The following is a 13,130-nucleotide window of genomic DNA, read 5'->3' as shown; positions in this document are numbered from 1 at the left end:
GGGCGGCGAGCAGCAGGCCCGTGGCGGCGAGGAGGGCGGGGGCGCAGAAAATGGACACGCGTGGACCTCGGGGGACGGGCTCCAGGAGGGCGGAGTGCCCCCGCGTCCGTCGGGCGCGACCGGGATGCGGACGGGCACGTTGGAGGCGGGAAAGTCTTGCTGTCAAGAATCGCAGGGAAGACCTGTTGTTACCTTCACTTGCCGGATCCGGGGCGGTCTGGTTCATGCTGGGTGGCATGTCCGTGACCAAGCCCCGCGCCGCATCGATGTACGTCGACCTGGACCGCGACGCGTGGCGCGAGCTCCGGGCCTCCACGCCGCTGACGTTGACGGCGGAGGAGGTGGAGAAGCTGCGGGGCCTGGGGGACCGGCTGGACATCCAGGAGGTGGAGGACGTCTACCTGCCGTTGTCGCGACTGCTGCACCTGCAGGTGGCGTCAGCGCAGTCGCTGTGGGCGGCGCAGCAGGCGTTCCTGGGCTATTCGGTGCGCAAGGTGCCGTTCATCATCGCCATCGCGGGCAGCGTGGCGGTGGGCAAGAGCACGACGTCGCGCATCCTCCAGGCGCTGCTGGCGCGCTGGCCGGACCATCCGCGCGTGGCGCTGGTGACGACGGACGGGTTCCTCTATCCGAACCGGGTGCTCGCCGAGCGGGGCGTCATGAACCGCAAGGGCTTTCCGGAGAGCTATGACCGGCGCGCGCTGGTGCGCTTCCTGGCGGAGCTGAAGGCGGGGCGCGAGGAGGTGACGGCGCCGGTGTACTCGCACCTCGTCTACGACATCGTGCCGGAGGAGGCGCAGTCCATCCGGCAGCCGGACATCCTCATCCTGGAGGGGCTCAACGTCCTGCAGACGGGGCCGGTGGAGGGCGGGCGGCTGCCGCAGACGTTCCTGTCGGACTTCTTCGACTTCTCCATCTACGTGGACGCGAGCGAGACGGACATCCGCCACTGGTACGTGGAGCGCTTCCTGCGCCTGTGGGAGACGGCGTTCCGCGACGAGCGGTCCTTCTTCCGGCGCTTCTCTGAATTGACGCGCGACCAGGCGATTGCCCGGGCCGCGTCGGTGTGGGCGGAGATCAACGGGCCCAACCTGGCGGAGAACATCGCGCCCACGCGTTCACGGGCGAGGCTCATCCTGGTGAAGGGCAGCGACCACAAGGTCCGCCGCGTGCGGATGCGCAAGCTGTAGTTCAGGGAGGACGCACATGGCGCCACGAATGGGTTCGCTCTGGGATGCGGTGGGGAACACGCCGCTGTTGCGCATTGGCTCGCTCAGCCGGCAGACGGGCTGTGACATCGTCGCCAAGGCGGAGTTCATGAACCCGGGCGGGAGCATCAAGGACCGGGCCGCGAAGGGGATGATTCAACGCGCGGAAGCGACGGGGCAGCTGAAGCCCGGCGGCACGATTGTCGAAGGCACCGCGGGCAACACAGGCATCGGCCTGGGACTGCTGGGGCGCGAGCGCGGCTACCGCGTGGTGGTGACGATGCCGGACAATCAGGCGCGCGAGAAATACGAGTACCTGGAGGCAATGGGCGTGGAGGTGCGGCGGGTGCCGCCGGTGCCGTTCTCCAACCCCTCGCATTTCTTCCACCAGGCGCGGGTGCTGGCGGAAGCGAACGGCTGGGCGTGGATGAACCAGTTCGAGAACGCGGCGAACGGCGACTTCCACTACGAGACGACGGGGCCGGAGATCTGGGAGCAGGCGGAAGGCAAGGTGGACGTGCTGGTGGCGTCCGTGGGCAGTGGCGGCACGCTGTCCGGCACGAGCCGCTACCTGAAGGAGAAGAACCCGGCCTTGCGAGTGGTGTTGGTGGATCCGCCGGGGTCGGGGCTCTACTGCCAGGTGCGCACGGGGAAGATGGAGACGGCGGGGAGCTCCATCACGGAGGGCATTGGCATCATGCGGCTGACGGAGAACTTCCGGCAGGCGCGCGTGGACGAAGCGATGCGCCTGGAGGACCAGGACATGCTGGAGATGCTCTACCACCTGGCGCGCGAGGACGCGTTGGTGGTGGGCACCTCCGCGGCCCTCAACGTGCGGGCCGCATGGGAGGTGGCGCGCAAGCACCAGGGACAGGGGCTGCGCATCGTCACGTTCCTGTGCGACCACGGCAGCCGCTACGCCTCCAAGGTGTTCAACCCGGAGTTCCTCGCGTCGAAGGCGCTCACGGTGAAGCCGCTGCCGGCGGTGTGAATCAGCGGGGCCGCTACTGGCTGGCGACCACCTTGAGAGTGGGCTCCGCGGGCGCCTCCTCCTTGACGGTGAGGGACAGCTCCAGGCTCCGGGCGACCAGGGCCTTGAGCGCCCACACCTCTGGAATCGTCTGGATGTAGACCCGGCTGATACCGAACGCCGCGGGGGACGCCTCGACCTCGAACCCCGCGGCGAGTGTTTTCGCCTCCTCGACGGGGACCCAGGTGGCGATGCACTTGCGTTTGCCATTGCCGAAGAACCGCACGAACCACTTCGTGGGCTTCTTGAAGGACACGTTGAAGTAGTTCGAGGTGTCCCGGTAGAGGACGTCCTCCGCCGCGTGGCCGTTCTTGGTGCAGATGTCCCGGACGACGCCGAAGAAGGCCAGCTCCTCCTCGGTGGTCTCCACGGCGGCGCGTGTCTTGTCGTCACCCGAGGCCCGGGGTTCCGACTCAAACGGCTTCGCGCTGTCCGCCTTCACCACGTTGGGCCCGTCCTTGGCGGCGGGCGCCTCGGTGCCTTCGTTCAAGCGCTGGATGCGCTCCTTGAGTTTGTCGAGGAAGTCGTCGCCCATGACGCGGAGGAGGGTGGGCTCGATGGCCTCCTTCGCGACCTCCGCGAGGCGTTCCATCACAGCGGTTGTCCGCTTCCCCTTGTAGATGTCCTCGGTGAGCCACTTGAGGAAGCCCTCGTGTTCGCCGGGTGATTTGAGGGCGGCGGACAGCTTGTCGATCATCCCCTGGCGGTAGCGGCTGTTCTCCGCGTCGGTGATGAGCGTCGTGGCGTTGAAGGCTTCGCGGCTGAACTTGGACAGGAACTTCGCGACCTTGGCCCAGTCCGACTTCGTGTCCTCCAGGGAGAACGTGAAGAAGGGCTCCGGGTCCATGACGTTGGGGTTTTCCAGGTCTCCGAAGAACAGGTAGTGGCACCCATCCGTGATGATGCCGAAGTGGAGCTCCGGGAGCTGGGAGAGGTAGCGGGCCAGTTGCTGGGCGCGCGACTTGAGGTCCGTGCCCAGGGGCTTGGTTTCAATGACGATGAGGGGCTTCTGTCCCGTCTGGTCGAAGATGGCGAAGTCCATGCGGTCCGGCAGCTTCTTGCCGTCGCCCTGGACGAAGTCCGCCGCGTATTCGAGGCGAACCTCCCGAGGAAAGCCGGGGTCATAGCCAAGCAGCCGGATGAAGGGGACCACCAGCGCCAGCTTGGCGGTCTCTTCGTTGGAGATGAAGGACTTGGAGTCCTGATAGCGCTTGACCAGCTCCAGCAATTGATTCGCGTCCACGGTATCCCCCTGCAACCCGTCGAGCCCAGGCCGCGCCATCAGTGAGAACAGACTGGCGACGTCCAGAACTACAATCGGTTGGATCCCGCGTGGCCATACCTCTTATGGGTTATCCGGGGGCAAAGGAGGGATTGGAGGGCGTCCATCACGTCTTCCTGGCGAGTTCTCCTCCACGCGGAGTTGTTCCTCGCTCACATCATCCTGCTCAACGGATGGAGTGGGGAGTGCCTCCCGCGTCTCGTCCTGTGCGGCGACTGGAGGAAGGCGATCGACGGCACCGTCCTCGACGCTGGGGTGTGTCTCCAATGCATCGTCCTGGCCGGTCGCTGACAGTGGGGTGTTGAGCAGGTCCTCCTGAGCGCATGGGGCCTCGGGGGACGCAGGTACCTGAGGAACAGGGGCGAATGCGTTCAGCACGCGCTCATCGCGCGCCTTCAGCAGCGCTGGCAGCTCATGCTGAAGTGCCTGCACGTCGCGCTCGTGCAGGATTGCCATCGCGCGGAAGGCCCACTCGCGCAGCGCCTCTCCGCCCATGAGCGGCAGCAGTTGGGCGGCTCCTCCCAGGAATGCCCGCTGCAGGGACTGAACGAGGAGCACGTGCCCGGGACGCGCCGCCACCCGCGCCGCATGCCGCAGCAACTCGAACTCCACCTGCGCGCAGGTTTCCCCTGACTCCCAGCGCGCCGCGTCCTGGAGCTGGTAGCACGTGCTCCCCAGCCGGTCCAAGTCGAGGTCCGAGGCCCTCGCGCAGCAGTCGGCCAGAAGCTCCACCAGCACCTGCCGCTTGAGGCTGAAGTAGCCCTCCAGCAGCCACCGGGCATCCGGGTTGCTCGCGTCATGCAGCGCCAGCCCCAGGTTCTCCAGCGTCAGCGACTCATCCAGCGGCACCGCGCGCGTCTTGCGTCCGGGGCGCTGCACCACCAGTCCCCGCGCCGCCAGCCGCCGCAGCGCCTCACGGATGGTGCCCCGACACACCTCATAGCGGCGCGCCAGCTTCGCTTCGGAGCCGAATTGCCCGCTCGGATGCAGACGCCCCAGCGCGATATCGCGCTCGATTTGCGCCTCCACATAGGCCACGAGTCCTCGCCGTTCCATCCCCATTCCCCTTCCTCGTCCCAGCATCGCCATCCAACCACAGGGGTCTGACATGGACGTGCGGGCCCACCAATCCGTGTCATCGGATGGGCCGCAGTCCGGGACCCGGGCGGCGAAAACCTGTCCGACAGTCGGACAGGTTTTGAGGCAACCGGGCCCGGGCGGACGCCTCTGTCGGTGGTCCACATTGGCGACTGCGCGGGCGCGACTTCGTTCGCCTTCTGGCCAGGTGCGGTCTGGGGCCCATGCCGCGGAGGCCTGTCCGACTGTCGGACAGGTCTTGAGGCAACCGGCCCTGGGTGGGGACCTCCCTCCGTGGCCCCATCCTGGCTTCCGCGCAGGCACGCCGTCGCGGCCCACCGCCGCGCTTCGTGCGGCACGCGTCATCACGAGGACCATTGAATCGACGGGTTTGTTAACGAACCTCGGGCGACCTGCTTAGGATGCTCGCCGTCCTCTTCCTTCATGGAGCTTCGATGGTGCGCACCCGGCTCGTAGGTCTCCTGGCGTTGCTGTTCGTCGCGGTCCCCGGTGTGTCGGGGGCTCAGGATGCCGTGGCTCCGGCGGCGGTGGCTTCTGGCGATGAAGCGACGCATCAGGCACTGCGCGGCATCAAGCAGGACATGGAGGACGCGCTCAACAAGCAGGACCTGGACCGGTTGCTGTCGCACCTGCACCCGGACGTCGTGTTCTCCACCATGAACAACGATGTTCGCGTGGGGAAGGACGCCATCCGCGCGTACTACGCGGAGATGCTGGGCGGCCCGAACAGCGTCGTGAAGAAGGTCACCGCGAAGTTCGACGTGGATGCGCTCACTCGCCTTTATGGCAACTCGGGCGTCGCGTATGGCTCCTCGCTGGACCACTACATCCTGAACGACGGCACGGACCTCGTCGTCAATGGACGGTGGACCTGCACCCTGGTGAAGGAGGGCGACCAGTGGCTCATCGCCGCGTTCCACTACTCCACCAACGTGTTCGACAACCCCCTGCTCACGAAGGTGAAGAACGCCGCCATGGGCTTCGGTGCACTGGTCGCGGTCGCCGCGCTTGGGGCGGGGTTCTTCATCGGACGCCGGGGACGCCGGCCGGCGACGGTTTGAGCGCGAGCCGCATGGGCTGGCGCTGGCCGTAGGTGAGCGAGCGCCACAGCCACTCGGCCGGACCGAAGCGGAAGCGCGACAGCCAGGCGTGGCTGAGTGGAATCTGGATCGCGAACACCAGCAGGGTCAGCGCCACGCAATGTGACGGCGGCAGCTTTCCGATGAGCCCCAACCCCCAGCCGTCATACAGCCAGAGGCTCACGACCGTCTGAATCAGATAGTTGCTGAGCGCCATGCGCCCCACCGGGGCCAGGATGCTCAGCCATCTGCGCCAGCGCTCCGTCTGGAAGAGCAGGGCGAAGGCGGCCACGTAGGCCGCGGCGAGGCCCAGGTAGCCCATCTCCTGGATCGCGGACAGGGTGAACATCCAGTGGGCTTTCGACGGGTCCAACAACCCCGCGAGCCGCAGGTGCTGGACCACCACTCCCGCGCCATTTCCCAGCACGCCCAGCACCAGCCCCCAGCCCAGCATCTTCCGGTGCCAGGCGCGGTGGCGCTCCACGTCCTGGAGCAACAGGTGTCGGCCCGCGAGCAGCCCCAGCAGGAACCGGCCCAGGATGAAGATCATCCACAGCAGCCGCTTCAGCGTGGGCAGCATGTACTGGAGGAAGTGCGCGTTCGCTGCCTGCGTCGTCCAGAGCGAGTCGCTCTTGAGTCCGAGCAGCAGCTGCTCCCGCGTCTGGGCCTCCATGGCTTCCGTGGCCTTCGCGGCGTCGGCCGCCGCCTGAGCTCCGTGCAGCAGGATGGGTCCGAAGTGCAGGAGCGCCGGCACCAGTAACGGCACCACCACCACCGACAGGCCCACCCACGCCAGCAGCGTCCGGTCCGAACGGTTCCGGAAGAGGAGCAACGCGAAGCCCAGCAGGGCGTAGGTGGACAGCACGTCTCCCGCCCAGAGCGCCGTGAGATGCACCACCCCGATGCCCAGCAGCACCAATAGCCGCCGTGAGTACACCGGGACGACGGAGGCTCCGCGTGACTCGGCCCGTGTCAGCTGGATGGAGAACCCGAGCCCGAAGAGGAAGGCGAACAGCGTGACGAACTTCTGGTTCACGAAGAAGTGGTAGAGCGCCGTGACGGCCGCCTCGAAGGGTGGTGCCGCCAGTGCCTGGGTCTGCTCTCGCGGCATCAGGACCCGGCCGCTGAACCAGGCGAAGCTGTTCGACACGAAGACGCCCCACAACGCGAAGCCGCGCAGCACGTCCAGGAGCGGCAGCCGCTCGGAGGCATCCACCGGACGGGCGCTGGAAATGGAAGGGGAGGAGTCGGACATGCGTCCAGCAGATGCCTCCGCCTGCTTCGCGTCAACGCATGCACCGCGTCGTGCTCAGTGGCCTCGCTCCACGCGGATGGAGGCCGACCGCGCGTGTAGGACTCAGGAGATTTCGAGCACCGGCGCCTGGCGCAGGAAGGGCATGCGACGCGGCAGCTTCCGGGCCCAGAAGCCTTCCACCGACCTGTGGAAGAGGCGCAGCAGTGCTACGCCTTGCCTGCCTTCCAGCTGGGCCAGTTCCTTCGCGGAGCGGTCGAGCAGCGCGCGGGCTCGCTGGTACTCATCGCGCACCCAGGCCCGTCCGGCTTCCGCCCTGAGCAGTGATTCGAAGTCCTGGGGATCATGTCCCTGGGCGCGCACCTCCGTGGCGACGTCCTCGGGCACGTTGAAGAGTCCCTGAACCAGGTCCTCTTCCAGGTCGCGCATCACCGAGCACCATCCCAACGCCGCGAGCAGGGAAGGGGCGTCATCTGCTCGTACCTGCGCGTCCGCGACGTGCAGCATCAGGCTCACGGACAGCCGGAAGGTGTTTCCGAGTTGGGTCTGGAGCGTCGCCGCGTCCCACCAGTGCCCATCGCGCACCCGCTCCCGGTCCCGGCGCATGGTGCGGACCAGTTCGAACACCTGCTCGCGGGCCGCCGGTTCGGTCAGCTCCGTGAGCAGTACCCGGCCCAGTGAAACCGCGGTGTCGTGGAACTCCGTGGCGGGGCCTGGCGCTCCGGTCTCCATCGTGCGCAGGAGCGCGTCGATGGCGTCCAGCGGTTCTCCTCCGACGGGGCGGTCTCCATCCAGCACGTCATCCACCAGTTGGAGGAAGCAGAACCCCGCCCGTGCCCGTCGCGCCTTGCGCCAGCGTCCCAGCGACTGCTGATACAGCGCGAGCGAGATGAGCCCGTAACGCGGATGCCTGCGCGCGAAGCGGTACATCTCCCTCGCGCAGAGGGCTTCCACCCGCACGGCTTCGAGGAATGCTTCCTTCCGGACCCGGGGCGCCACGACACGCCACGTGCCCCAGGCGAGCAATGCTCCCGCGACCACGTCCACCAAATGGTGCTCGTGGATGAGCAGCGTGGACGCCGCGATGGCCAGGGCCCACAGCGCGAACACGGTGCTCGCCACCGGCCCTGAACGTTCGCGGTAGGCCAGGGCCGCCGTGCAGGCGAAGGCGACGTGGAGCGACGGCAGGTAGTTTCGCTCCAGGTTCATCGTATCAGCGGCCTGGAAGATGGATGCCCAGACTCCGGTGACGGCACGCGGCGGCCACGCGACCTCCACCGGCAGGACGAGGAAGCAGAGTGCTCCCAGCACCGTCTCCGCGCACAACGCCATCGCGAAGGGGAGCATCTGTCTCCACGTCCGGAAGATGAACAGGGACAGGAGCAACAGCACGTCCATGCTGACGTAGACGGCGGCCCAGCCAGGCATGAACGGGATGTGTTGCTCGAAGGGCAGGTCCACGCGCAGGCCGCCGGAATAGAAGCCTGTCACCCAGCTCGCGCCGCCGTACATCGCTAGGAAGAACAGCGCGAAACCGCACGTCATCGCGCCCGTGCGCTTCAGTTCATCCCACGCTGGCCAGCCGAAGAGTGGACCCTCCGTGTGCGCTTCCTTCTCCGCGGACGCGCTCATTTCGACTGCTCCGGGAACGGCCGGGGCCCGCGCCACATGGACAGCCAGATGCCCAGGAAGGATGGCCGGGGCACCCTCTCGTCCACGTAGCGGCCCAGGTAGAGCCAGGGCACCTGCGGGTACCGGTGGTGCGCCCGGTGGTAGTGGTAGTTGAGGAACACCCAACGCACTGGCGCCGCGACCTTCAGGTCCCATGCGCCTTCACGCACGTCCAGCGGCGACCACGCGTGGTCCGCGTACTGGAGCGAACTCCAGTTCACCGCGAACGCCGCGTAGCAAAGGGCCCACCCCACGAGCGTCAGGTCCAGCGCGTACGCCAGCCCTGCCTGGACGGCCACCATCCCCAGCACCTCCGCTCGGATGGCTGTCCCCGGTGCGTCCTCCAGCCGCCCCAGGTACGCGTCCGCGCCCGTCTGCTCCCCGTAGCGCGTTCCCGGTCCTCGCAGCCTTTGCAGCAGGCCTGGCGCGAGCGCGAACACCAGCGCTCCCAGCGGTACGAACAGCCAGTAGATGCCGGTCAGGATGACGTACCACTGCGCATACTTGAGGAAGCGGTGGTCGCCCGGGTGCAGGTAGTCGAACTGCTCGCGCGCGGAGCGGTTGTGCCGGTGATGCGTGAGGTGGAACGCGCGCTGCAACGTGAACGACGTGGGGAAGAACGTCGCCGCCAGCCGGCCCAGCATGTCGTTGAACCGCCGCGAGGGATGCAGCACTCCGTGCGTCGCTTCATGCAACAGCGAGAACACCGTGTTGTTCACGTAGGAGAACACCCCGGCCGCCACCAGCCGCACCCAGAGGGCCTCCGCGTGCGACGCCGTCCACAGGCCCAGCGCCCCCGCGCCCATCGCCGTGACGAGCAGCACCGCGTTGAGCGCGGCGGGGATCGGCGGAGCGTCATCGGCGCGCATCGTCCCCGTCCTCGGGCAGGCCCACGGCGAAGTCGAGCAGCTGGCGCATCACCGGGTCCGCCGTCGCCGTCGCGACGTTGAAGCGCATGCCGTCCAGCACGGACAAGTCGCGCCGCAAGAACGACGTGTAGAGCCACCGCGACACCCCGAGCACCATCGCCGCCGCGCCCGGAATCCGCCCCCGCCTCGCCGCGACGGCGAGCCGCACCGACGTCCCCTCCGCCACCGGCGTCAGGCTCGCGAGCAGCAGCCCCCTCGCCCGGCCCAGGTCGCTCTTCACTGAGATCAACGTCCCGCCGTGCAGCGTGAGCTCCACCCGGATGCGGTTGCCCGACAGCGCCTTCATCAGCCGGTCACTCGCGCCCGTGCCGATGACGCGCGACGTGTAGCGCAGCCGCAGGGTGTACCGGTCCGGCGTCTCCCAGGTCGGCGTGTCCCACAGCTCCCGGTGGTGCACCGTGCGCAGGTGGTCCAGGTCGAAAGAGTTCGCCGCGAGCGGCAGCCACGGACATCCCACCGTCACCGGAGGTCCTACGTTCCAGACGTGCTCCCCACCTCCCAGGTCGGGTGGGGGAAACAGCGCCTCCGGGCCGTTGAACACGAGCACCCCGCCGAAGCGCTCCTCCACCGGCCATGGCCGGGGCCCCGGCAGGGCGGACACGTCGCTTCGGCCGGGTACGGCTCGGCAGTGGCCCAATCCGTCGAAGTTCCAATGATGCAGTGGGCAGCGCAGCAGCTCGCCCTGGACGGTGCCGTGCTTCAGGTGCGCTCCCAGGTGGGGACAGTGCGCGGACAGGGCGTGGACCCGGCCCTGCTGGCTCCGGAACACCACCACCTCCTGGCCACCCACCTGAACGCCCATCGCGTGGCCGGGCCGCAGGGCCGCGGATGGAGCCACCAGGTACCAGGAGCGCGGGCGCGAGGGCCCGGGGAGATGGTCCGGAGCCACCCCGGCCAGGACGGGAACAACCATGCCCGGACCCTACCGGACCCGGTGTCTCCAGGGCCACGGGGGGCCGGTCGAGACTGGCTTTACGCCCGGGTTCCTGGTTTGTCAGGCGCTGGCGGAACCGGGCGCGCCGCCCCAACGGTGCGGGCCTGGGAAGGGACGTGTGACATGGCAGGCGATACTGCGGGCAGCAGTCGGGGCGGTTCGTTGCGGGGCAGCACGCTCCAGGTGGTGCAGTCCCTGGCGGCGCAAGGCGAGCCGGAACGCGCGGCGCAGCTCTACGAGGAGCTGGGCGCGGCGCAGCGCGAGCGGCTTCGCAAGGAGGCCGCGCAGGGATCGGTGAAGGAGCGCCACTGGCTGGTGGACGTGCTGCGCCGGGCGCGGGACTTCACGGGCGCGGCGCGGCTCCTGGACGGCAGCGGTGACGACGTGTCCGTGGCGGACCTGTACGCGCAGGGCGGTCAGCACGTGGCGGCCGCGGAGGCGTATCTGCGCGCAGGCGAGGTGGAGCGCGCCGCGGCGGCCTTCGAGCGGGGTGGGGCGCTGGAGCGCGCGCTGGAGGTCTACCGGGGCCTGGGCGCCCGCGAGTCCATGGCGCACTGCCTGGTCCGCCTGGGCCGCCCCTTCGAGGCCGCGGACCTCTACCAGGAGCTGGGACAGGCCCACGCGGAGGCCGAGGCCCTGGGGGGGGTGCTCGCGGAGGATCCTCGCTACGTCGAAGCCGTGCTGCGCACGTGCAAGGTGCTGGATGCCGGCGGCTTCACGCACCGGGCGCTCGCGGTGCTGGCGGACGCGTTGAGCAGCTCCGATCACCTGCGCGCGGATCCCGTGCTGGTGACGGAGAAGGCGCGGCTCCTGCGGCGCATGGGCCTGGACGTGGAGGCGGAGGCGCTCCTCGCGCGGCTGGCCGCGGGCGCGACCGTGCCGGAGGCCAGCGGCTACCGCTTCCTCAAGGCCATTCCCATCTTCGGCGAGCTGCCGTTGGAGGACATGAAGGACCTGTACCGCCTGGCGCGGCCCGTGACGACCACGCCGGGCACGGTGCTGCTGGAGAAAGGCGCTCCCGGCACGGGCCTGCTCGTGCTGCTGGAGGGCACCGTGGACGTCTACTCCGGCAATGAGCCCAACGCGCGGCACCTCAACACGCTGGGGCCGGGCTCTTTCCTGGGGGAGATTTCACTCGTGCAGGACGGCCCCGTGTCCGCGAACGTGCGCGCGAAGACGGCCGTGCGCGCGCTGCGCATCACCCGCGAGAGCTTCCAGCACTTCCTGGCCACGCACGACGCGGCCTCGCTGCACATCTACCGGCTCTTCACGCAGAACCTCGCGGCGCGCGTGCGGGCGCTGAGCGGCTGATCGCGGCCGTGCCCCCAGCGGGCCGTGCTTGCTACGGTCCCGCACCATGGGTGATTCGACAAGGCCTGAGAGCGCACGCAACGTGCGCGTGTCCGCGGAGTCCTGGAAGCAGTGCGCGGCGCTCCAGGGGAGGAATGTCTTCCTCGACGCGGTCCTCCTGAAGGGGCCCACGAAGGCGGGCGAGCTCCAACTGGAGCTGCCGGAGTCGACGCGGTTGCTCGGCTACGAGCGGTCGGAGAAGGAGTACCTCGCGTTCCTCCGCACGGTGGAGCCCTTCCTTCCGCGCACGCCCGCATCCGGGTACCGCTCGTGGGGGGAGGCCCTCTTCGAGTCAGAGGCCCAGGCTCGCTGGCACGTCACGTTCGTCTTCGGCACGAAGCCCCAGGTGCGCGTACGTCGCGCGGCCTGGCTGGACGTGAGCCTCAAGGACGCGAAGCCCCTGGCGGCGCCGAAGAAGCCCGCGGGCGGCAAGGGCGAGGTGCTCTACGCGCACGAGGATGGCCGGTTCCAGGGGGTTCGGGTCGCTCGCCACGTGCTCAACGTCCGCAAGGGCGACCTGGGGACCAAAGGGCGCACGTCCTCCAAGCGCTTCGCGCATGAGTGGCAGTCGAAGGCCGCCGCGGACCGGCTGATGAAGAAGCTGCGCGCGGAAGGCTTTACCCGCCGCAAGGCCTGAAGCAGGGCCAGCAGGTCGGGCACGGCCGCGTCGGTGATGCCGCGGCACCACCACAGCGCGAGCCACTGGAGCGCGACCCACGGACGCAGGTGCATGAGCGCCCGGTCCGTCACGCCCGTGTCGGAGAGGCTCAGCCTCCGCGGGCCGCTCAGGTGGGGGACGTGGCGGAGTTGCTCATCCGTCACCTGCGTCTGCGTGAGCTCCAGCGCGTCCAGGTCGCCGGGTTGGAGCCGCGACAGGAAGGAGAGGTCGCGCGCCGCGGTGGACTCCACGAGGAGCCTGGGCGCGCAATCGTCCGGCACGGGGATGTCGCCCCTCGCGTCTCCGAGCAGGATTCCGTGCGGCATGTCGGGCCACTGGGGCCCTCGGGCCCGGAGCCAGCCCACGGAGCGGTCGGAGGGAAAGCGCAGGATGCGTGAGGGCGTCATGCGAGCACTCCAGCCCCGCCCGTGAGGAAGCAGGCGAGCGCGACAAGGGGGCCTTTCACCGGACCCCGGTCCATCCCCATCCTCCTGGACAACCCCCCTGTCCGGAAGGATGCCCCGATGGCTTCAATCGACGCACTGAGGCAACACGCTCGCGCGAACTGGCGCACGTGGTTGGCGTGGGTGGCCACGCCCGTCGCCGCGCTGCCGCTCCTGGGGGTGGGCGGCCTTCGCC

The 13,130-nt window shown here is 68.8% G+C and carries 11 protein-coding genes; 5 read left to right on the top strand and 6 right to left on the bottom strand.

The features are described from left to right. Positions 1-236: 236 nt before the first annotated feature. Positions 237-1,190: a type I pantothenate kinase gene (gene coaA / locus D7V77_RS34200; protein WP_120580466.1), complete on the top strand. Its 954-nt coding sequence runs from the start codon at positions 237-239 to the stop codon at positions 1,188-1,190. 16 nt (positions 1,191-1,206) lie between these two features. Further along, a complete protein-coding gene (locus D7V77_RS34195) occupies positions 1,207-2,199 on the top strand; it encodes a cysteine synthase A (RefSeq protein ID WP_120580464.1) in 993 nt (330 codons plus the stop codon). Between the two features lie 13 nt (positions 2,200-2,212). Here the strand turns inward: D7V77_RS34195 and D7V77_RS34190 are convergent, their stop codons facing one another. Further along, positions 2,213-3,481: a type I restriction enzyme HsdR N-terminal domain-containing protein gene (locus D7V77_RS34190; RefSeq protein WP_120580465.1), complete on the bottom strand. Its 1,269-nt coding sequence runs from the start codon at positions 3,479-3,481 to the stop codon at positions 2,213-2,215. Between the two features lie 102 nt (positions 3,482-3,583). Then, complete coding sequence (locus tag D7V77_RS34185; RefSeq protein WP_233597402.1) at positions 3,584-4,582, bottom strand: FadR/GntR family transcriptional regulator; 999 nt, start codon at positions 4,580-4,582, stop codon at positions 3,584-3,586. A gap of 470 nt (positions 4,583-5,052) precedes the next feature. On the opposite strand from D7V77_RS34185, the gene D7V77_RS34180 reads away from it, so the two are divergent. Next, on the top strand, positions 5,053-5,679 hold the full coding sequence (locus tag D7V77_RS34180) for an SgcJ/EcaC family oxidoreductase (RefSeq protein WP_120580462.1): 627 nt from the start codon (positions 5,053-5,055) through the stop codon (positions 5,677-5,679). Here D7V77_RS34180 and D7V77_RS34175 read toward each other — a convergent pair. The 4 genes from D7V77_RS34175 to D7V77_RS34160 all read right to left on the bottom strand — a co-directional run bounded on the left by D7V77_RS34175 (position 5,642) and on the right by D7V77_RS34160 (position 10,462). Further along, the gene (locus tag D7V77_RS34175) at positions 5,642-6,952 is read right to left on the bottom strand and encodes a DUF418 domain-containing protein (RefSeq protein ID WP_120580461.1); all 1,311 of its coding nucleotides are present in this window, start codon (positions 6,950-6,952) and stop codon (positions 5,642-5,644) included. The two genes, D7V77_RS34180 and D7V77_RS34175, sit on opposite strands and share 38 nt — an antisense overlap. Before the next feature lie 102 nt (positions 6,953-7,054). Next, positions 7,055-8,581, bottom strand: a complete 1,527-nt coding sequence (locus tag D7V77_RS34170) for a phosphatase PAP2 family protein (protein ID WP_120580460.1) — start codon at positions 8,579-8,581, stop codon at positions 7,055-7,057. Next, positions 8,578-9,489 carry a fatty acid desaturase gene (locus tag D7V77_RS34165; protein WP_120580459.1) on the bottom strand — a complete coding sequence of 304 codons (912 nt, stop codon included), beginning with the start codon at positions 9,487-9,489 and terminating at the stop codon, positions 8,578-8,580. Before D7V77_RS34165 ends, D7V77_RS34170 begins: the two co-directional genes overlap by 4 nt. Continuing rightward, positions 9,476-10,462 carry a Rieske 2Fe-2S domain-containing protein gene (locus D7V77_RS34160; protein ID WP_120580458.1) on the bottom strand — a complete coding sequence of 329 codons (987 nt, stop codon included), beginning with the start codon at positions 10,460-10,462 and terminating at the stop codon, positions 9,476-9,478. The genes D7V77_RS34165 and D7V77_RS34160 overlap by 14 nt, the downstream gene beginning before the upstream one ends. A 144-nt stretch (positions 10,463-10,606) precedes the next feature. On the opposite strand from D7V77_RS34160, the gene D7V77_RS34155 reads away from it, so the two are divergent. Further along, positions 10,607-11,794, top strand: a complete 1,188-nt coding sequence (locus D7V77_RS34155; RefSeq protein WP_120580457.1) for a cyclic nucleotide-binding domain-containing protein — start codon at positions 10,607-10,609, stop codon at positions 11,792-11,794. Between the two features lie 82 nt (positions 11,795-11,876). Beyond that, positions 11,877-12,470: a hypothetical protein gene (locus D7V77_RS34150; RefSeq protein ID WP_120580456.1), complete on the top strand. Its 594-nt coding sequence runs from the start codon at positions 11,877-11,879 to the stop codon at positions 12,468-12,470. Positions 12,471-13,130 lie beyond the last annotated feature (660 nt).

It is taken from the genome of Corallococcus sp. CA041A (genome assembly GCF_003612075.1).
GTDB lineage: Bacteria > Myxococcota > Myxococcia > Myxococcales > Myxococcaceae > Corallococcus > Corallococcus exiguus.
This window is presented reverse-complemented; position numbering and strand designations above follow the sequence as displayed.